We start from the raw sequence: 17,974 nt of genomic DNA, 5'->3' as shown, positions 1-17,974 counted from the left end.
ACCATGCCGACCGACCCGGCCGCGCAGGTTGCCGCACGCATCGACCGCCTACCCTCGTCGCGCACCATCTGGACCCTGGTGCTGCTGATCTCGCTGGGCGGGGTCTTCGAGTTCTACGATTTGTTCTTCACCGGCTACGTCGCACCGGGCATGATCGGCTCCGGGCTGTTCAAGCCCGAGTCGCTGGGCATTTTCGCGGCCCTGAAGCCGCTGGCGATCGCCGGTTTCGGCACCTTCGTGTTCGCCACCTTCGCCGGGCTGTGGGCCGGCGCCCTGCTGCTGGGCTTCGTGGCCGACCGCTTCGGGCGCCGCGCCATCTTCACCGGCTCCCTGCTGTGGTACATGGTCTGCACCGCGATCATGGCCTTCCAGACCACCGGTTTCTGGCTCGACGTCTGGCGTTTCATCGCTGGCATCGGCATCGGCGTGGAACTGGTGACCATCGACACCTACATCTCGGAGCTGATCCCGGGGCGCATGCGCGGACGCGCCTATGCCTTCAACCAGTTCATCACCTTCTGCGTGGTGCCGGTGGTGGCCTTCCTGGCCTGGTCGCTCAAGGGCAGCACGCCCTTCGGCCTCGAGTATTGGCGGGTGGTGATCCTGATCGGCTCGGTGGGCGCGGTGGTGGTCTGGTTCCTGCGCCTGGGCATTCCGGAGAGTCCGCGCTGGCTGGCGCGCCAGGGGCGCATCGAGGAGGCCGAGCGCATCGTCGCGGACCTGGAGCGCCGGGTCATGGCCGAGGGCCACGCGCAACTGCCCGAGCCCGAGGTGCAAAGCCGCGAGGTGTCCGGCACCGGCAGCTTCGGCGAGATCTTCTCGCCCAGCTACCTGCGGCGCACGGTGATCATGTCGATTTTCAACATGGCGCAGGTGGTGGGCTTCTACGGCTTCGCCGCCTGGGTGCCCTCGCTGCTCATCAGCCGCGGCGTGCACGTGACCACCAGCCTGCAATACGCCTTCATCATCGCCATCGCCAACCCCTTCGGTCCGCTGCTGGGGATGCTGTTCGCCGATCGCATCGAGCGCAAGACGCAGATCTGCATCGCGCTGGTGCTGATGGCGCTGACCATCGCGCTGTTCGCGCAGGCCAGCGAGCCGGCGGTGCTGATCGGGCTGGGGGTGCTGTTCACGCTGTCGTCGAACGTCATGTCCTTCGCCTACCACGGCTACCAGTCGGAGGTGTTCCCGACCCGCATCCGTGCCCGCGCGGTGGGCTTCGTGTACTCCTGGAGCCGCATCGCGGCGGCCTTCGCGGGCCTGGCCATCGGCATCCTGCTGCACGGCTGGGGCGTGCCCGGCGTGGCGAGCTTCATCGCCATCGCGATGGCGGTGGGCTTCGTGATGATCCTGATGGGCCCGGCCACCCGCGGCCGCTCGCTGGAGTCCATCAACGAGTAAGCCCGGCTGTGCGCGGGCAGGCCGGGCGCTTCAGCCCGCCCCGGCCAGCGCGGCGACGAATTCGCGTAGCAGCTGCAGCCGGCCGGTGAAGAAGTGGTCGGCGCCCGGCACGACGAACAGTGGCTGCGCGTGTTCGCGTGCCCAGCCCATCAGGGCCGCCAGCGAAGCGCGCTCGTCGAGTTCGCCGTGCACCAGCCAGGCGCCGGGCAGCGGCGCCGGGTCGTAGCTGCGCCAGTCCTGCACCGGGCCCACCGGCATGCCGGCCAGCAGCACGTGGCGCGCCGCTTCGCCGGCCGCCGCGATGCGCGCGGCCACGTGCGACTGCACGTAGGCGCCGAAGGAAAAACCCATCAAGGCCAGCGGCAGGCCGGGATGTGCGGCGCGCGCTTGTGCGGCCAGCGCCAGCAGGTCCTCGGTCTCGCCCGCCCCATGGTCGTGCCGGCCCTCGCTCCCACCCACCCCGCGGAAGTTCGGGCGCCAGGCGATCCAGCCCTGGTCGCGCAGCGCATGCGCGAGCACGTGCGGCACCTTGTGGCGCGCGCTGCCGCCTAGCAGGGGCTGCGGATGGGCGACCAGCGCCACGCCCCGCGGCGTGCCGGCGGGCGCGTCGAGCAGAATCTCGATGCGCCCCGCCCCTCCCTGGCCCCAGACGGTGACGGTGGCGGGTGCGACCCCGCCAGGAGGCGAAGCGGATGCGGAGGAAGGGAGCATGGCGTGGGAAGGCGGCGGCGCGCTTGCGCTACCCTATGCGGCGACACGATAGGGTATTGCAAAGCCGTTGCCGCCGATGAAGCCTTCTCTCTCCCGTTTTCGCTATGCGATCGCCGCCGCCGTGGGCGTGGCCTGCGCGCTGGCGGCCGACTGGCTGTTCGTGCCGGCCGGCTGGCGCCTGCTGCTCGGCCTGGGCATGAGCCTGTCGCTGGGCTTCGCGGCAGTCTTCTTCGCGGCCATGACCGACCCCAGGCTGCGACGCTAGCCGGCACAACCCGCCTCAGGCGCCCACGGGCGTCCAGGTCAGCTCCAGGAACACGCCCAGCGGCTGCGTCTGGTAGCCGTAGTTGGTCTGGTAGTGGCGGTCGAACAGATTGTCCACGCGCAGGCGCCAGCTCCACTCTCGGTTGATGCTGCGCGCGGCGCTGAGGTCCACCACCGCGTACGACCCCAGCGTGACGCCGCCGAAGGGGTCGTAGCGCGGCCCCGAGTAGTGCACTTCCGACCCCAGCAGCAAGCCGCCGAGTTCGCGCTGCAGGCCGGCGTTGGCCAGCGTGTGCGGCACCAGGGGTATGGCCGCGTTGCCCGCGCCCGGCGAGGTGTTCACGGGGTCCTGCAGCGTCAGGTTGCCGTGCCAGCGCCAGTCCCGGTGCGCGCCGCGCAGGCTCAGCTCCAGCCCTCGGGTGCGCGCGCTGTCGATGTTCTGGAACTGCCCGATGAAATTCACCGGGTCCACGGTCACGTAGGCCCATTGGTCGGTGGCGGTGGTCTGGAACACCGTGGCGCGCAGGTATTGGGAGCCGCGCGCCCATTGCAGCCCGGCCTCCACCGAGTGCGCCTTCTCGGGCTTGAGCTGCGGGTTCGGCAAGGTGCCGAACACCCCCGGCACCTGGTAGTACAGGTAGCCCAGCGGGGGCGCATTGAAGGCCGTGGAGGCATCGGCGAGCAGCTTGAAGCCGCCGCCCACCGGACGCCCCCAGCCCAGGTAGGCCGTGTCCTGGGCCTGGAAGCCGCCCACGTCGTCGCGGCGCAGGTTCAACTGAAGCTCGTTGCCCGACAGGGTGCCGTCGATGCCGGCGAACACGGCGTCGGCGTGGCGGCTGACCGAGGGAATGCCGCCATTGCCGTCGCTGTCGATGGACTGGCGCTGCAGGTCGAGTCCGCCGGTGGCCGTCCATGCGGAGGACAGGCGCAGCACGTTGCGCCATTCGAGCTGCTCGATGCGCGTGCGATAGTCCGCCGGATAGGAACCACCATAGCTGGTGCTCGTGGTCTGCTGCGACAGGCTCAGGTGCGAGGTCCAGGCCTGGGTGAAGCGGTCGTCGGCGTGCAGCCCGAACAGGCTCTGGTGCGTGCTGCCGCCGGCGGTGCCGTTGTCGTAGGTGTAGCGCCCCTGGCTGTCGAAGGCCAGCAGGCCCACCTCGTGCCCCGGCGCCAGCTTCTGGCGGATGGACAGGTTGGCGGTATTGTTGCGGTAGCCGTCCGACTCGTCGGGCAGGCCGGACTGCACCGGGTCCTGGGATGCAATGCCCTGGGTGGTGTAGCGGCTGAAGCCCCCCTGCAATTCGGTGCGCCCGGCGATGGCGTCGGCCTGCGCGGACAGGCTGGCCGTGCCCTGGCTGCCGCCGCCCACCGAGACGCTGGCATGGGGCGCGGAGCCGGCGCCCCGCGTGGTGATCAGCACCACCCCGCCCACCGCGCCGGAGCCGTAGATCGCCGAGACGTTGCCGCGGATCACCTCGACGCGCTCGATCTGGCGGGTCTGCAGGTTGCCCAGGTAGGCGTTGCCGGTGGAGTCCTGCGCGTTCATCGGCACGCCGTCGAGCAACACCAGCACGTTGGGCCCGCTGAAACCGCGGATGAACACGTTGCCGCTCTGGCCCGGCCCGCCCGCGCTGGTCATCTGCACCCCGGCCACCTGGCGCAGCAGGGTATTCAGGCTGTGCGCGCCCGAGGTCTCGATGTCCTCGCGCGTGAGCACGCTCACGCTGGGCAGCGCGGCGCTCAGCGGCTGCGCGTAGGTGGATGCGGACACCACCACGGGCGGCAGCACGACCGCGGTCTGGGCGTGGGCGCAGGCGCAGGCGAACACGGCCAGCAGCGCGGGAAAGCCGCGAGCCGCGGCGTGGCGTGGGGGGAAACGATGGCGACGATGGCCCATGATGGAAGACTCCAGGAGCAAGCACGTCCCGCGCCTCCCGCACGGGGTCTTGAACGCTGGAACCTGCGCGTGGCGCTGCGCGCCGCACGTGCCCGGCACGACCTCGCCCACCGACCCCGGACGGCGAAGTCCCAACGTGTCGGCCGGTATCCGGGCTGGCGGCATGCCCGGACGGCCTTCCCGGGCGAACCCAGTGGCCTGCTTGTCCGGGCTCGGAACTCGGTTCCGGGCCGTTGACCGTTGCGGGGGCAGCACAGGCCGGGAGCGGCAACGCCGGTCTCCTCCTGTTTCCCGTTTAACGTGGCACCGCGAACGCGACGCCAGCGCACCAACGTGGCGAAGTCTAGCAGTGCCGGAACGGCGGTCCTGCGCAAACATGCGAGAAAATGCAGGTCACTCCTTTCGCCGGCCTTTGCTTCGCGGATCCTCGACCGTGATCTCGACATGACCTACCTGTTCATCGCCATCTTCGCCATCCTCGGCGCCTTCGCGCGCTATGGGCAGACCCTCGCCGTCCAGGGCATCCTGGGGCGCGGCTTTCCCTTCGCCACCCTGTCGATCAACGTGCTGGGCTCCTTCCTCATGGGCTTTCTGTTCTTCCTGACCCTGGAACGCCTGGACATGCCCCCCGCGCTGCGCACGGGCGTCCTGACCGGCGGCCTGGGCGCCTACACCACCTTCTCCACCTTCTCGCTGGAGACCCTGAATCTCCTGGAAAGCGGAGAATGGACCAAGGCGGCGCTGTACGTCGGCGCCTCGGTGCTGCTGTCCATCGCCGCGGTGATCCTCGGCGCCTACCTGTCGCGCAACATTGGAGCCTGAGCATGAAGGACGTGACCATCGCCCGCATCTACATCAAGGAAGGCGACAAGGTGCAGGGCCACAACCTGATGCAGCAGATCTTTCGCCTGCTGCACGACGAGCACAAGGTGCACGGCGTCACCGTGTTCCGCGGCATCGCCGGCTTCGGCAGCCACGGCGAAGTGCATGCCGACGACCTGCTGCGCCTGACCGTGCACCTGCCCCTGGTGCTGGAGTTCTACGACTCGCCCGAGGTGGTGGCCGCCGTGCTGCCGAGCATCCAGCAGATGGTTCCGGCCGGGCACATCGTGTCCTGGCAGGCGCGCTGCGGCGCCTGACGCGCATGGCCGCCGGAAGCGGCCCCGAAGCGCCGGCGCGCTGGTTCAACGCCACGGTGGCCGGCGCCGGCATCACCAGCGCGCTCGGAGACTTCTGCTACGAGACCACCACGGTCATGCTGCCCGGTTTCCTGGCTGCCCTGGGCCTGCCGCCCGGCGCGCTGGGAACCATCGAGGGCCTGGCCGACGCCGTGGCCAGTTTCACGCGCATGGGCGCCGGCCACGCGGCCGACAAGCTGGGGCACCGCAAGGCGCTGGTGGTGCTGGGCTACGCCATGACCCCGCTGGGCCAGGCCCTGATCGCGCTGGCGGCGGGTTGGCCGCTGATCCTGCTGGGGCGCCTGGTGTCCTGGTTCGGCAAGGGCCTGCGCGGGCCGCTGCGCGACGCCATCGTCATCCAGGCCGTGCAGCCGCACACCAAGGGCCGGGCCTTCGGCTTTCACCGCGCGGCCGACACCGTGGGCGCGGTGCTCGGGCCGCTGCTCGGCGTGGCCCTGCTGGGCTGGGCGCAGCGCCTGCACTGGCACGGCGCCACGGGCCCGTTCCGGCTGGTGCTGTGGCTGTCGATCATCCCGGGCCTGCTGGCGGTACTCGCCTTCGTGCTGCTGGTGCGCGACCCGCGGCATTCCCCCAATCCCCAGGCGAGCTTCCTCGGCTCGCTGCGCGCACTGCCGCCGCGCTTCCGGCGCTACCTGGGAGCGGTCGGCCTGTTCGGGGCCGGGGACTTCTCCGCCTCGCTGCTGATCCTGGCCGCGACCACCTTGCTCGAGCCCTCGCTGGGCATGCTGCGCGCGGCGCAGGTGGCGGGGCTGCTGTACGTGTGGCGCAACGTCGTGCAGGTGCTGGCCTCCTACCCCATCGGCTGGCTGGCCGACCGCCTCGGGCACCTGCGCATGCTGCGCGCGGGCTATGCGCTGGGCGCCGCCACCGCCCTGCTCGCGGCCCTGGCCTTCGCGCTGCACGCGCACGGCATGGCGCTGCTGGGCCTGCTGTTCCTGCTGTCGGGCCTGTACGTGGCCGTCGAGGAAGCGCTGGAGCCCACGGTCAGCGCGGAAATGCTGCGCGCCGACGGCCTGCTCACCGGCTACGCCGCGCTGGGCACGGTCAACGGCGTGGCACGCCTGGTCTCCAGCAGCCTGGTGGGCCTGATATGGACGGCTGTGTCTCCGGTGCTCGCCTTCGCGCTGGCCGCCCTGCTGATGAGCGGCGGCACGGCCGCGCTGTTCGGCGGCGGCCTGCGGCAGCGGGAAGCCTAGGCCATCCCCTGCGCGGCCGCGTCGATCAGGGCACGCAGCTTCGCCGACATCGAGGCCCGGCGGGGAAAGTACAGGAACAAGCCGTCGTGGCGCAGCGAGGCCCGCGGCAGCAGGCGCAGCAGGCGCCCCTGCTGCAGGTCCTCGCGCACCAGGGGTTCGAACAGATAGGCGACGCCCACACCCGCGAGCGCGAGTTCGCGCGCCGCGGTGGCGTCGGTGACGATGGCGCTGCCCCGCGTCTGCACCACCACGCGGCGCCCTTGTTCGTCCAGTTCCCATTCGTACAGGTTGCCGGAGGCCAGGAGGCGGTAACCGATGCAGTCGTGTCCGGCCAGATCGGCGCAGTTCGACGGCGCGCCGCGTTCACGCACATAGGCCGGCGAGGCCACGACGATGGCCTCGAAGCCGGAGCTCAGGCGCACCGCGACCATGTCCTGCTGCACGGCCTCGCCCAGGCGGATTCCCGCATCGAAACCCTGGGCGACGATGTCCACCAGGGCATCGTCCGTGTGCACTTCCACGCTCAGGCGCGGATGCCGCCGCGCCAGCCGGGCCAGCAGCGGCACCACCGCCATCATGAAGGCCACGCGCGAGGCGTTGAGCCGCAGCAGGCCGCGCAATTCCCCGCGCGCGGCGCTCACCCCTTCCACCGCGGTGGCGATGTCCTGCAGCGCCGCGTCGATCCTGCGCACGAACTCCGCCCCGGCCTCGGTCAGCGACACGCTGCGCGTCGTACGCGCGAACAAGGCCTCGCCCAGCCGATCCTCCACCGCGCGCACCGCGTGGCTGACCGCCGACGCGCTCATGTTCAGCGCGCCCGCCGCGCCCACGAAACTGCGATGCCGCGCCACCGCGGCCACGACAGGAAGGTGGATCAGCAGGTCCTTGTCCATTCATGAACCATATCGCATGGTGCATGCGATGAATAGCTCTTTATCCCATTTCATGTGACTCCTACAGTGGATTCCAGGACGGCATGCGCCGACGTATCCACCCCACTCAGGAGAGTCTCATGGTTTCCAAGACTGCCCCCCGAACCTGGTTCATCACCGGTGCCTCCTCCGGCTTCGGCGCGGCCTTCGCCAGGCATGCCCTGGAACTGGGCGACAACGTGGTGGCCACCGCACGCAACTCCGACGCGCTGGAGGAACTGGTGGCGCTCGAACCCCATCGCGTACTGGCCGTCACGCTCGACGTCACGCGCCCGGGCCAGGCCCGGCAAGCCGTGGAACACGCCGTGCAGCGCTTCGGGCGCATCGACATCCTGGTCAACAACGCCGGCTACGGCATCGTCGGCGCTGTGGAGGAGACTCCCGAGGATGAATGGCGTGCCCAGATGGAGACCAATTTCTTCGGTGCCGTCGCGGTCATCCAGGCCGCGCTGCCGCGCATGCGCGAACAGCGCGCAGGGGCCATCGTCAACATCTCCAGCCTGGGCGGCCAGGTGTCCTTCGCGGGATTCGGGGCCTACAGCGCCTCCAAGTTCGCGCTGGAGGGGCTTTCGGAAGCGCTGGCCCAGGAACTCGCCCCCTTCGGCATCCGGGTGCTGATCGTCGAGCCCGGCGCCTTCCGCACCGGCTTCGCGGGCTCCAGCGCACTGCGGAACATGCCGGAGATGCAGGCCTATCAGGACGTGGTGGGCGGCACCCGCCGCTTCGCCCAGGGCATGCACGGCACGCAGGCCGGCGACCCGATGAAGGCTGCGCGCGCCGTCGCGCGGGCGCTGCAGGCGCCCGACGCTCCGCTGCGCCTGCAACTCGGACAGGACGCGGTGGATGCGGTGCGCGAGCATGCGCAGCGCCTGCTGCGCGACCTGGGCGCCTGGGAATCCGTGGCCCTCGACACGAGCCTGGCGCAGGCCTGAGCCGGCGCACGCAGGACCGGCGTCCGCGTGGAAACGGACAGGGGCCATCGCGAATTTCCGCATGGAGCCCTGTATGCCCTTTTCTCGCACCTTCGTGGCAGGCGCGGCGCTGGCTGCGGCGTTGAGCCTCGCCTGCGCCCATGCAGCTCAAGCCCCCAGTTGCACGTCCATCGGACGCGCTGTCTCGGCGGCCATCGGCCCGGTCACCTCCGTCACCGATAACACCGCCAGGATTCACGCGCTGAAGGCGACGACGCCCTATGCGGTGCTGCGCGCCTGCGACGTGCACGTCCCCGGGCACAAGCTGCCCTTGCAAGTCACCATCGATGCACCGGTACCCCGCCTGTACCTGCAGAGCATGGCGAAATTCGCGGCCAGCACCGGCCGCCATGCCCAGAAGCTCGACGGCGCCGGCTACGGCGATCTGGCCTACCTGATTCCCCAGATGGGTGGCGGAAACGCGGTCGACGCGCTGGTCGGCGATGAAGCCCTGTCCATCGGCTATTGGGCCACTGCGGCCGAAACACGGAATATGGCGCAGCACATCGTCGCGCTGATGAAATGAGCGCGATCGCGCGCGGTCAGGGCGCGCGCAGGCCGCCCCTCTGCGCAAGCGTCAGTCCTGCATGGCCCGTGCGACCAGCAATGTGTCGGTGAATTGTTCGAAACGGGTGATCTTGCCTTGCTGTACGCGCCAGACGTGGGTTACCCGCGCTCGCATCGCCTTGCCGGTCTTTCGGTAGATGCCGGAGTAGGTACCGACGCCCACCAGCTGCTCGCCCCCATCGATGATCTGCTCGAGTTCGAAGCCATAGCCTTCCCATTCCTCGCCGAGCACGGCAAAGACATGGGCCATGACCTGGTCGGGACCGATCCAGGTACCGGCGCAGGGAAAGCCGGCCATCTCGGTCCAGGTGGCCTCCGGCGCAACGTCGGCCATCATGGCGGCCAGATCCTGGCGTGCCGATGCGGCGTAGTGTTCGCTGACGATCTGCAGATTGGATTTCATGCGCGAGTCCCCTTCGAGGTACTACAGCTGTCGGCATCGCAGCCGAAGGCCTCGTCTCCGGCAGGCGCGATGGCCGCGTGCGCCTGAGCGCGCAGCCAGACCTGGAAATCCTCCGCCCGCCCCAGATGACTCGCGACCTCGATGGGCGTGAAAACGCCCTCCGATTCGAGCACGAAGCTGGGAAATCCCCGGGCGTCCACGTGTGCCATGAAGGCCCGGGTCTGCTGGATGTGCGCCTGGACGGCCGCGCCCGACTGCCCATCCAGCGCCGCGGCGAAGCTTTCAGCCTCCAGGCCCAGGCTGGCGGCGACGTCGATCAGCACCGCGCGATCGGCGATTCGGCGCCCTTCGACATAGTGCGCGATCTGCAAGCGGGCGAGCACGTCCATCCCGCGCCCGGCCAGCGCTTCGGCCGCCAGGATGGCAGCCGTCGGCGGCTCGGAGTCGAACACGGCCTCGGTATCGCGCAGCAGCCCGTCGAGGTAGCCTTCGCCGAAAGGCTGCCCGCTGCGCAGGGCAATCTGCGCGTCATGCAGCTTGACGTACTCACGCAACTGCGCGGTGACCTTCTGACGACGCGCGCCCGTCATCATGCCGCCACCGTGCGGGATCACGGGGAGAATTTCGCGAGCCGCCTTGACCAACGGAGCCGCGCCGTAGCACCAGCCGCACAAGGGGTCGTAGATGTAATGCAGCGTTGTTGTCGGCATGGTCTGGTATCCGGAGCCTGGAAGCTGTGAAGCTCCCGCGTCGTGGGAATGCACTGCGCTGGAGACGTTGCGCGAATCACCACGGCATTTCGCCCTTGTTGACCTTGGCACCGATATCCAGCGCCATGCCAAGACCCGCTTGCGGATACGCATTCTTCATGGCGTCGATCAGTTCCGCGGCATTCCCGGCCTTGGCGGCTTCCGCATGAAAGCGCTGCAGGTAGGCGCGGGTGTGGCGGATCGCGCTCAGGTCCATCGGCGCGCCCGCGGCCATGTGACCGGGCACCACGGTCGTGGGATGCAGCGCTTCGATTTCATCGAGCTGGGCGAGCCAGGCCTTGCGCTCGCTGTCTTTCTGCGTATCGGCGGTCCACACGTGAAGGTTCCCGAAGATGGCGATATTGCCGGCGATGGTCTGGATCGACGGAATCCAGACGTAGGGACGATGCGCCAGCTCACCCGTGGTGCCGCGCACTTCGAGGGTCTCGCCATCCACGCTCAGGCGGGTGCCCTGCAGCAGTTCCGGCACGATCGGCTGGCGCGGTGCGTTGGCGCCCATCTTCGGCGCCCAGAAGGCCAGCTTGCCGGCCAGCTTGGCTTCGATCCTCTCGCGCACCGCCGGGGTGGTGAGCACCTGGGCATCCGGGAAATGGGCCTTCAATACCTCGGCGCCGAAGTAGAAGTCCGGGTCGGCGTTGCTGATGAAAACGGTCTTCAGCGTCTTGCCGCTGTCGAGAACGTCGGCCGCCACGCGCAGTGCGTCGGCGCGGGTGAAGCCGCTGTCGATCACCAGGGCTTCGCTCTTGCCGCTGACCACGGCGGCATTGACGTGGAAGCTGTTGGCGCCGGCGTTGTAGACCTTGACGGTCAGCGCAGCGGGGGCCTGAGCGCCCGCGCCGGTGGAGTCGACCACGCCGGGACGCAGGATGGCCCCCATGAGGCGGACGATTGGGCTGGACGGGAACATGGTCGATCTCCTTGGGCAGGGTTGCTGTGGAACGAACTTTATGTTTTGCAGTTCCGTTGATAAAGTCCGTCTCAGTTGAATACTTATTGCACGGATCGACAAAATGGATCGCCTGATGGCTGTGCGGGTCTTCGTCGAAGTGGCCGATCGGGGCAGCTTCACGCTGGCCGCCGAGCATCTGGAAATGTCGGTGCCGATGGTCAGCCGCTACCTCGCCGCGGCCGAAGACTGGTTCGACGCCCGCCTGCTGCACCGGACCACCCGCAAGGTGAGCCTTACGGATGCCGGCTTCGCCGCGCTGCCTGCCTGCCGGCAGATGCTCGAGCTCGCGGAAGATGCACGGCACCTCGCGGCCGAACGTGGCCGCGCGCCAGCCGGTGTGCTGCGTGTCACCGCCTCGAGCTCCTTCGCGGATGCTCAGCTCACCACGGCGCTGGTCGAATTCCAGCGCCAGCATGAACAGGTCGAGATCGTGCTGTCGGTGGGCGACAAGGCGGCTGATCTGGTGGCCGAGCGAGTCGATCTGGCGGTGCGCATCACCAACACCCTGGACCCTGCGATGATCACGCGGCCGCTGGCACTCTGCCGCTCGATGCTTTGCGCCTCACCCGACTACCTCAAGAAACATGGCGTGCCGCGCGTAGCAGAGGACTTGCGTCAACACCGCTGCGTCGCCCATGCCTTCGGCATCAGCCATCAATATCGCTTCACGCATGCCGGCGAGACCCTCAAGGTGCCGGTCGACTGGAGCTTTCACACCAACGAGACCGCCGTGCTGCGCAGGGCTGTGCTCTCGGGCGCCGGCGTCGGCATATTGCCGACCTACTCCCTGGGTGATGAGCTGCGCACGGGCCGCCTCGTGCAGCTGCTGCCGGACCATGAGCCGGAAGTGCTGGGCATCCATGCGATCTATCTCTCGCGCCAGCACCAGCCCCTGGCCTTGCGCCTGCTGGTGGACTTCCTTGCCAGGCGCTTCGCCGGCGACCCGGCTCCCTGGGATCAAGCCCGGGCATGATTCTGAAATGCCGAGCCGGCCTCCTGTTTCAACCGTCTCTTGGCCGCGGTTTCAAGGCCCTTTGGGACGGCAAATCAGCACACGCAGCCTGGGGACGTCCGAAGTGCGCCGTCCCCACTTCGCGCTGACCACCACAAAGGGAGAGGATATTCCGCCCCGATCAAGGTAGATTATGTCACCATCCCGCAACATATCATCCTCGGTCAAAACGATCAAACCATCTGGTCGCTCGCAAATCTTCGCGCTCATCGGATACCTGGCTTCGCGATCGTAACTTACTCTCCCCGATGTGGGACCCGGATGATTTCGCCGATCGATCCAGCGCTTGTCCAGTCGATCGTCGATCAGCTTTTCCAAGGTCCGCGCATCGACGCCATGGCCGACGATTTCATGATCTTCGATCCACTTCTTGTTCATTTCATTTCCTCTTGCGGCACGCCAGAGACGTAGCCTTCCGGCCTCCATGCGCACCGAGACAACCGAAATTGAATGGACGGCCGGATCAGCAGCGCTGACCCATGGTTGAAATCTCAAAATCCGCTCCGGCACGGCGCATCAATGCTTCAAAATCCTCCAGGCGCATGGGTCTTCCAATCAAATACCCCTGGAACATCCGACACCCGCGAGCGTTCAAAAAATCCTGCTGGGCCATGCTCTCGACACCCTCGGCGATGACCTCAAGCCCCAGCGAGCTTGCCAGAGTTATAATCGTCTGCGTGATCAAGGCATCCCGCGCACTCTGCGGGAGATTTCGCACGAAACTCTGGTCGATCTTCAACTGCGACAGGGGAAGCCGCGCGAGGTAGGCCAGAGAGGAATGACCAGTTCCAAAGTCATCCATCGAGAATTGCACCCCGATGTTCCGGAGCGCATTCATCTTGTCTATTGCTGCATTGACGTTCTCGATAATCAGTGACTCGGTCAGTTCGAGCTTGAGCCGCTCCGGCCGTGCTCCCGTGCCATGGATCGCGTTGAGCACCTGCGACACAAAATCGGCCTGCCGAAACTGCAGCGCGCTCACGTTCACGGAAAGCGAAAGATCGCGAGTGACTTCATCGTCCTGCCAGGCGCGTAGCCGCTCGCAGGCCATGCGGATCACCCATTGACCGATCGGCAAGATGAGTCCCGTCTCCTCGGCCAGGGAGATGAATGTCTTGGGAAGCACCAGACCCAACGAGGGGTGCCGCCAGCGCAGCAGGACCTCGGCGCCGATGATGCCCCGGTCTTGTGCGTACTGGGCTTGGTATACGAGCCGGAATTGCCCGCCCTCCAGCGCCCGCCGCAAATGGTTTTCAAGCTTCACTCGATTCGCGATCGCCGCCTGAACCTCGGAAGAAAAGAAGCGCAGGGTGTTGCGGCCGGCTCCCTTGGCTTGGTACATGGCGACGTCCGCGAATTTCAGGAGGTTCGTCACTGAACCTTGCGAATCCCCGAAAAGCGCCAGACCGATGCTTGCGCTGAGGTACTGTTCGTGCGACCCCACCTGATAGGGAGAGTTGAGTGCTCGAAGCACCTCCTGGGCCACCGCCTCAGCCGCGTTGACGGCATCGTCGTGCTCCTCGGGCAGAGCCTTCAACATGACAGCAAATTCATCGCCGCCCAGTCTTGCCACGCTTCCCCGCGACCCAACGACTTGGTTGAGCCTGCGTGCGACATCGACGAGGATGCAGTTGCCGACTTCGTGACCGAAGGAGTCGTTGATGCCCTTGAAATGGTCCAGGTCGATGAACATCAGGACCCCTTGATGCCGGCTGTCTCGGTAGCCGCCAAGCGCCTCCTGGATGCGGTCCAGGAACAAGCGGCGGTTCGCAAGCCCCGTCAATTGGTCGTAATAGGCCAGTTGCCTGATTTCCTGCTCGGCGGCTTTGCGCGAGGAAATGTCGACGAAGTTGCCGACGTAGTACGACACGGCGCCACCCTTGCGCACAGCTGCAACGCTGAGCCACTGGGTGTAGGTTTGTCCATTCTTGCGGCGCCCGAGAACCTCGCCTTCCCAACTTCCCGTGGTGTTGACGGTGCGCCAGATTCTCCAGTGCAGATCCTCATCCTGTTCGGCGAACCGGGACAACCGTGCGTCACGGCCCACGACGTCGCGGGCTTCGAAGCCGGTGATGCGGGTGAACGCGCGGTTGACCCGGAGGATCGTGGTGTCCGTGCTCATCACCACGATGGCCTCCTGTGTATCAAAGGCCGCTGCCGCGATTAGCAATTCCTCCTCGGCCCGTGCATGCGCTTGATGCGCTCGCTGAGCGAGCATCCCGAAGGCAAGGTCTTGGGCCAGCTGTTCGAACAAATGCTCCTGCGCAGCATCCAGTGGCTCAGCCTTCTCGAAAAAGACGCCGAGCACACCAAAAGTCTCGTCGCGCTCGTTCCTGAGCCTCAGCGCCCGATAGGATCGGCAGGCTTCCAGCCCCGCCACTCCACGGAGCGACTCTTGCGCCGAAGGGATGACTTCGAGCATCGAATGGTCGGGCTCGCCGTGCGCGGGGCAGAGATCCTCCGCCAGAATGGCAGCCAAGCGATCCAGACTATTGCGCTCCGGAACCCTCGCGTCGGGTGGCCTGGAGGCCCCTGCCGCAGAGGCCACATGGCGCAGAGCTTCCGAAGGCGAAAGAAGTCCGATCCACGCAAGCAGGCATTCGCCGTCCCGCGCGAGGGCGCTGCAGAATCGCTGCAGCAACTCGCCTTCGCTTGACGCGCGCAGAATCGCGTCCTTGCACGCTCCGAGCAGCCTTTCGTGTCGGGCTTGGCGTTCCACGAGGCGCCGGGCCTCGCGATGCTCGGTGAGGTCATAGCCGACAGCGAGGACGCTGGATACCTGCCCGAGTTGATCGACCTCGGGCACGAAGGCGTACTGCAGAAGCCTCGTGTCGCCGCGCGCGTCGTGCCACTCGAACTCGACCGACTGCTGTGTGCCCTCCTCCCGCGCGCGACGCAATGCCGCGGAGTACTGCGCGACCCCCCCGATCGTTTTGATCAGCGCTTCGAGTACCGAATCGGATGCGCTGCCGGTCGCCTGCGGACTTTGCAAAAGCGCAGGGTTTACGTAAACAGGAGTCAGCTTCTCGTCGTAGCAGACCAAGTAGTTGGGGAGATTTTCCACCATCGTGTGATATTTCCGAAGTGGAAGCCGCGCCAATGAGGCCGGGCGCCGTGCTCCGTTGCAGGCGTTCTTTGCCGAGGGGCGCGCTTCTCGCTTACGCATCGATGTTGTCAAGGCTTGAAGTCCGAACTTCTCGCGGAAATGGCCGTATCCCCCTAGTGCGCACGGTTTCAGGTTCGCTCCCCACGATCGCCCGTCAGCCGCAGGAAGCGCTCCTCGATGAATTCCTTCTCCGTGAGGACCCGGCTCAGCTGAGCCCTGAGCGCCTCAAGTTCGGCTGCGTGCTTCGAACCTTCCGATTCGGCATGGTCGAGGCGTGCCTGCAAGGAAGCCTGGACGGATTCGGCCCCTGGCCGGGCCTGGCGTTGTGCCGGTCCGGGGTCCTTGAGTTCCTCGACTTGGATCGCCATGGCGTTCGCCCGGGATTCAAACCTCCTGCTCCTATCGGTGGCCGCCGCCAGCGCGCTGGTCAATGAGTCCACTTGGGCTAGCAGTTGCCTGGACTCACGATTCGCCTGTTGCCTGTCGCGCCGTCCCTGCTCTTCGAGCGCATCGGGAGACGCTGCAGGCAACACGCCTCGCTCCGTTTCCAGCGCGACACGCGCCACCACTGCCTGGGAGGGTTCGCCGACCAAGCGGGAAGATTCCTCGACCATGCGCAGTGCGCATGCCTTCAGTTCCTGCGCCTCACCGCGCAGGGATCGGACGAGATCGTGCAACGCGTCGTGTTCAGCGCGCACGCCCTCCAGAAGGCGCCAAGCCAGGACAGCCAGGATGCCGGGGCCGACACCACTGCCGGTGAGCGCCACGACGGTTGCCACGCTGATCCAGTCCATGGCGTTGCTAAGTCCGCAGGAATGCAAAGCGCCCGTCGAACTCCGTACCAGAAACCGCTACCTGGTAGTCGTGGCGCCCCTTCACACTCTCCAGTGCGCTCTTGAGCCTGGCGAATTCCCGCGGCAGCAATTTGGCTCCTTTGAATTCGACTTCCCTGAGCTCGGGAAACAGCGTTGGGACGCACCGCGCCGCCTGGTCGAAGAAACCCATTGCACGTCGTACGGTGGTTTGCGCAACAGCGCCGCGCGCCGCCTCGTCCGCAATGGAGTGGGCATCCCCGCCCAGGATGCCGAGCGCCTGCAGGTCCGCAATGGCGATGGCGCAGATGCCGCTACCGTGCCCACTCGTGTAAACAGCGAGCAGATTCTGGACGCAAAGATGCCGGACCTCGAAGCGTTCGCCTTCCCTGAGTTGCACGCTCTGCCCGGCAAGGTGCCCGAGCAGCAAGTCCTGCAAGGTGGGGCTCTTCGCGCCGCCTCTCTCAGGCAGGGATGCGTCTGCCCGTGCAAGGGCCTTGCCTACCTGGGCTACCAGATCTTCATCGCTGAAGGGCTTTCTGACGATGAACGCTGCGCCGTAGTGGCGAGCTTGTTCCAGGACTCCCGGGTCCATCTCCGTAGTGACGAGGCCGACCGTGAGGTCCTTGGGAACGGCTTGCAGCAATTCGAGGCCGGACATTCCCGGCATGTGCAAATCCGAGATCAGCAGTTGGGGGGCGAACGACTCGATGGCCGCCAGCGCCTGCTCGCCATCGCAAAGCGCCAGCACGTCCACCGGGCCCAGCTTCCCGTCTTGCAGGGCTCGGCGGATGATGGCCTGCGTTGCTCGACTGTCGTCGACCACCAGCACGCGGATCTTGCCGGGCGCTACGGTCGTATCCCTCACAGTCTCGCCGGCTTCGGCCGCTCGGCGCCTTTTCGACTGCTCGCATAGCCGTGCGGGCCTATGCGTCCCGGGGGCTGGATGGGTGTGTAGCTGTCATTCATGCATGTCTCCTACCTTCATGGGTGGCCTTGAGGCCGGCTTCCGCAGTCCCGCGGCTAGCATGGTTCGAACAAAGCAATGGGCGTGCCCGGTCCTCTTGGACCGGCGCCCAAGCTCCGCCTCGGGCGACAGCGCTCGGCCGACAGGCGCGAGCCGCGACAAGGCTGTGCGGAATTGGTGACGATCCGCCTGGGTCTGTGGATGGAAACGTGCACGCACGCGGGCCGATGGTCGCTTGACCGCCTTGCATGCCTTGCAAGGGGCCCGAGGTCGCATCGGCGCTCACATTCCCGATTTGTCGCCGGGGTAGACGACCACGATCCTGTTGCGGCCCGAGTGGTCGGGCACGATTTGCGCCACCGGCAAAGGCTGGCCCAGTTGCGCGCCGTTCGCATTCACTCGGAACGGCCCCAGCAGGGTCGTCGTCTTTCCCGACATTTCCATGATGGCCCGATGGAAGGAGAGCGGATCGAAGCGGGTAGCCCTACCGAGCATGTCTTGCACGATCAGCCCGGTGTTGTAGCCCGCTGTTGGCGCCGACCGAAATTTGAGCCACGTATGAGGGTTGTGCCGACCGAAAACTGGGCCAGGTGTTCGACCTACCCTGCTGTTTTTTTGTGCGGCGGGGACGACAGGAATGATCACCATGGACATGATCGGCAAGATCCGGCGCCTGCACCGTCGGGACAAGCTCAGTGAGCGCGAGATCGCCCGCAAGACGGGGTTGGCGCGCAATACGGTGAGCAAGTGGCTCAAGGGCGAAACGCCCAAGGTGCCGAAGTACGTTCGAGGGGAACAGGCGAGCAAGCTCACGCCC

20 protein-coding genes and 1 riboswitch are annotated in these 17,974 nt (G+C 66.9%); of the genes, 9 read left to right on the top strand and 11 right to left on the bottom strand.

All coding sequences use genetic code 11. The features are described from left to right. The first annotated feature begins 3 nt into the window (after nt 1–3). Nucleotides 4–1,401: an MFS transporter gene (locus tag D466_RS0113040; RefSeq protein WP_018914158.1), complete on the top strand. Its 1,398-nt coding sequence runs from the start codon at nt 4–6 to the stop codon at nt 1,399–1,401. Between the two features lie 30 nt (nt 1,402–1,431). Here D466_RS0113040 and D466_RS21735 read toward each other — a convergent pair whose 3' ends face one another. After that, complete coding sequence (locus D466_RS21735) at nt 1,432–2,112, bottom strand: alpha/beta hydrolase (RefSeq protein ID WP_038166233.1); 681 nt, start codon at nt 2,110–2,112, stop codon at nt 1,432–1,434. Nucleotides 2,113–2,188: 76 nt separating this feature from the next. On the opposite strand from D466_RS21735, the gene D466_RS0113030 reads away from it, so the two are divergent. Then, nucleotides 2,189–2,377: a hypothetical protein gene (locus tag D466_RS0113030; protein WP_018914156.1), complete on the top strand. Its 189-nt coding sequence runs from the start codon at nt 2,189–2,191 to the stop codon at nt 2,375–2,377. A gap of 15 nt (nt 2,378–2,392) precedes the next feature. Here D466_RS0113030 and D466_RS0113025 read toward each other — a convergent pair whose 3' ends face one another. Continuing rightward, nucleotides 2,393–4,273: a TonB-dependent siderophore receptor gene (locus D466_RS0113025; RefSeq protein WP_018914155.1), complete on the bottom strand. Its 1,881-nt coding sequence runs from the start codon at nt 4,271–4,273 to the stop codon at nt 2,393–2,395. A gap of 123 nt (nt 4,274–4,396) precedes the next feature. Continuing rightward, nucleotides 4,397–4,621: riboswitch (cobalamin riboswitch) on the bottom strand. Nucleotides 4,622–4,717: 96 nt separating this feature from the next. Between D466_RS0113025 and crcB the strand changes: the two genes are divergently transcribed. Genes crcB through D466_RS0113010 form a run of 3 tightly spaced genes read left to right on the top strand, consistent with a single transcriptional unit; the run spans nt 4,718 to nt 6,668 of the window. Then, the gene (crcB, locus tag D466_RS0113020; protein WP_018914154.1) at nt 4,718–5,095 is read left to right on the top strand and encodes a fluoride efflux transporter CrcB; all 378 of its coding nucleotides are present in this window, start codon (nt 4,718–4,720) and stop codon (nt 5,093–5,095) included. Nucleotides 5,096–5,097: 2 nt separating this feature from the next. After that, nucleotides 5,098–5,412, top strand: a complete 315-nt coding sequence (locus D466_RS0113015; protein ID WP_018914153.1) for a DUF190 domain-containing protein — start codon at nt 5,098–5,100, stop codon at nt 5,410–5,412. A 5-nt stretch (nt 5,413–5,417) separates the two neighbouring features. Continuing rightward, nucleotides 5,418–6,668, top strand: a complete 1,251-nt coding sequence (locus D466_RS0113010) for an MFS transporter (protein ID WP_018914152.1) — start codon at nt 5,418–5,420, stop codon at nt 6,666–6,668. Here D466_RS0113010 and D466_RS0113005 read toward each other — a convergent pair. Beyond that, nucleotides 6,665–7,561, bottom strand: coding sequence for a LysR family transcriptional regulator (locus D466_RS0113005; protein WP_018914151.1), 897 nt, complete (start codon nt 7,559–7,561; stop codon nt 6,665–6,667). The genes D466_RS0113010 and D466_RS0113005 overlap by 4 nt on opposite strands. Nucleotides 7,562–7,680: 119 nt before the next feature. On the opposite strand from D466_RS0113005, the gene D466_RS0113000 reads away from it, so the two are divergent. Together D466_RS0113000 and D466_RS24005 are read left to right on the top strand one after the other, a co-directional pair. After that, complete coding sequence (locus D466_RS0113000) at nt 7,681–8,532, top strand: oxidoreductase (protein WP_018914150.1); 852 nt, start codon at nt 7,681–7,683, stop codon at nt 8,530–8,532. A gap of 73 nt (nt 8,533–8,605) precedes the next feature. Next, nucleotides 8,606–9,097, top strand: coding sequence for a hypothetical protein (locus D466_RS24005; protein WP_156004280.1), 492 nt, complete (start codon nt 8,606–8,608; stop codon nt 9,095–9,097). Nucleotides 9,098–9,148: 51 nt separating this feature from the next. Here D466_RS24005 and D466_RS0112990 read toward each other — a convergent pair whose 3' ends face one another. From D466_RS0112990 to D466_RS0112980, 3 genes are all read right to left on the bottom strand, one after another. Then, nucleotides 9,149–9,541 carry a nuclear transport factor 2 family protein gene (locus tag D466_RS0112990; protein ID WP_018914148.1) on the bottom strand — a complete coding sequence of 131 codons (393 nt, stop codon included), beginning with the start codon at nt 9,539–9,541 and terminating at the stop codon, nt 9,149–9,151. Continuing rightward, nucleotides 9,538–10,251, bottom strand: a complete 714-nt coding sequence (locus tag D466_RS21730) for a DsbA family protein (RefSeq protein WP_081629947.1) — start codon at nt 10,249–10,251, stop codon at nt 9,538–9,540. The genes D466_RS0112990 and D466_RS21730 overlap by 4 nt, the downstream gene beginning before the upstream one ends. A 76-nt stretch (nt 10,252–10,327) precedes the next feature. Next, nucleotides 10,328–11,188, bottom strand: a complete 861-nt coding sequence (locus tag D466_RS0112980) for an MBL fold metallo-hydrolase (RefSeq protein WP_156004286.1) — start codon at nt 11,186–11,188, stop codon at nt 10,328–10,330. Between the two features lie 133 nt (nt 11,189–11,321). Between D466_RS0112980 and D466_RS0112975 the strand changes: the two genes are divergently transcribed. Then, nucleotides 11,322–12,233 (top strand): LysR family transcriptional regulator, encoded by a 912-nt coding sequence (locus tag D466_RS0112975; RefSeq protein ID WP_018914145.1) that lies wholly within the window; start codon nt 11,322–11,324, stop codon nt 12,231–12,233. Nucleotides 12,234–12,284: 51 nt separating this feature from the next. Here D466_RS0112975 and D466_RS24000 read toward each other — a convergent pair whose 3' ends face one another. The 5 genes from D466_RS24000 to D466_RS21715 form a co-directional block, all read right to left on the bottom strand. Further along, nucleotides 12,285–12,650: a hypothetical protein gene (locus tag D466_RS24000; RefSeq protein ID WP_156004278.1), complete on the bottom strand. Its 366-nt coding sequence runs from the start codon at nt 12,648–12,650 to the stop codon at nt 12,285–12,287. An 85-nt stretch (nt 12,651–12,735) separates the two neighbouring features. Next, the gene (locus tag D466_RS21725) at nt 12,736–15,339 is read right to left on the bottom strand and encodes an EAL domain-containing protein (protein WP_018914143.1); all 2,604 of its coding nucleotides are present in this window, start codon (nt 15,337–15,339) and stop codon (nt 12,736–12,738) included. Between the two features lie 167 nt (nt 15,340–15,506). After that, on the bottom strand, nt 15,507–16,172 hold the full coding sequence (locus tag D466_RS0112960; RefSeq protein WP_018914142.1) for a hypothetical protein: 666 nt from the start codon (nt 16,170–16,172) through the stop codon (nt 15,507–15,509). Between the two features lie 7 nt (nt 16,173–16,179). Then, nucleotides 16,180–17,022: a response regulator gene (locus D466_RS22900; protein ID WP_026285230.1), complete on the bottom strand. Its 843-nt coding sequence runs from the start codon at nt 17,020–17,022 to the stop codon at nt 16,180–16,182. Nucleotides 17,023–17,439: 417 nt separating this feature from the next. Then, nucleotides 17,440–17,811 (bottom strand): hypothetical protein, encoded by a 372-nt coding sequence (locus tag D466_RS21715; protein WP_231385720.1) that lies wholly within the window; start codon nt 17,809–17,811, stop codon nt 17,440–17,442. On the opposite strand from D466_RS21715, the gene D466_RS23995 reads away from it, so the two are divergent. Further along, on the top strand, nt 17,804–17,974 hold a 171-nt coding region (locus tag D466_RS23995; RefSeq protein WP_156004274.1), incomplete at its 3' end, for a helix-turn-helix domain-containing protein. The genes D466_RS21715 and D466_RS23995 overlap by 8 nt on opposite strands.

It is taken from the genome of Thiomonas sp. FB-6, from assembly GCF_000377645.1.
Taxonomy (GTDB): Bacteria; Pseudomonadota; Gammaproteobacteria; order Burkholderiales; family Burkholderiaceae_C; genus Thiomonas_A.
The sequence above is the reverse complement of the archived record's forward strand: the minus strand, read 5'-3'. Positions and strand labels throughout refer to the sequence as shown.

Excerpts from the sequence above, each read along its gene's own strand:
- D466_RS0113030 (WP_018914156.1), top strand. The coding sequence starts at position 2,189 with ATGAAGCCTTCTCTCTCCCGTTTTCGCTATGCGATCGCCGCCGCCGTG.
- D466_RS0112980 (WP_156004286.1), bottom strand. The coding sequence starts at position 11,188 with ATGGGGGCCATCCTGCGTCCCGGCGTGGTCGACTCCACCGGCGCGGGC.
- D466_RS21715 (WP_231385720.1), bottom strand. The coding sequence starts at position 17,811 with ATGTCCATGGTGATCATTCCTGTCGTCCCCGCCGCACAAAAAAACAGC.
- D466_RS0113000 (WP_018914150.1), top strand. The coding sequence starts at position 7,681 with ATGGTTTCCAAGACTGCCCCCCGAACCTGGTTCATCACCGGTGCCTCC.
- D466_RS21735 (WP_038166233.1), bottom strand. The coding sequence starts at position 2,112 with ATGCTCCCTTCCTCCGCATCCGCTTCGCCTCCTGGCGGGGTCGCACCC.
- D466_RS0112990 (WP_018914148.1), bottom strand. The coding sequence starts at position 9,541 with ATGAAATCCAATCTGCAGATCGTCAGCGAACACTACGCCGCATCGGCA.
- D466_RS24005 (WP_156004280.1), top strand. The coding sequence starts at position 8,606 with ATGCCCTTTTCTCGCACCTTCGTGGCAGGCGCGGCGCTGGCTGCGGCG.
- D466_RS0113005 (WP_018914151.1), bottom strand. The coding sequence starts at position 7,561 with ATGGACAAGGACCTGCTGATCCACCTTCCTGTCGTGGCCGCGGTGGCG.
- D466_RS0113010 (WP_018914152.1), top strand. The coding sequence starts at position 5,418 with ATGGCCGCCGGAAGCGGCCCCGAAGCGCCGGCGCGCTGGTTCAACGCC.
- D466_RS0113015 (WP_018914153.1), top strand. The coding sequence starts at position 5,098 with ATGAAGGACGTGACCATCGCCCGCATCTACATCAAGGAAGGCGACAAG.
- D466_RS21725 (WP_018914143.1), bottom strand. The coding sequence starts at position 15,339 with ATGGTGGAAAATCTCCCCAACTACTTGGTCTGCTACGACGAGAAGCTG.
- D466_RS0112975 (WP_018914145.1), top strand. The coding sequence starts at position 11,322 with ATGGATCGCCTGATGGCTGTGCGGGTCTTCGTCGAAGTGGCCGATCGG.
- D466_RS0112960 (WP_018914142.1), bottom strand. The coding sequence starts at position 16,172 with ATGGACTGGATCAGCGTGGCAACCGTCGTGGCGCTCACCGGCAGTGGT.
- D466_RS24000 (WP_156004278.1), bottom strand. The coding sequence starts at position 12,650 with ATGAACAAGAAGTGGATCGAAGATCATGAAATCGTCGGCCATGGCGTC.
- crcB (WP_018914154.1), top strand. The coding sequence starts at position 4,718 with ATGACCTACCTGTTCATCGCCATCTTCGCCATCCTCGGCGCCTTCGCG.
- D466_RS21730 (WP_081629947.1), bottom strand. The coding sequence starts at position 10,251 with ATGCCGACAACAACGCTGCATTACATCTACGACCCCTTGTGCGGCTGG.
- D466_RS0113040 (WP_018914158.1), top strand. The coding sequence starts at position 4 with ATGCCGACCGACCCGGCCGCGCAGGTTGCCGCACGCATCGACCGCCTA.
- D466_RS0113025 (WP_018914155.1), bottom strand. The coding sequence starts at position 4,273 with ATGGGCCATCGTCGCCATCGTTTCCCCCCACGCCACGCCGCGGCTCGC.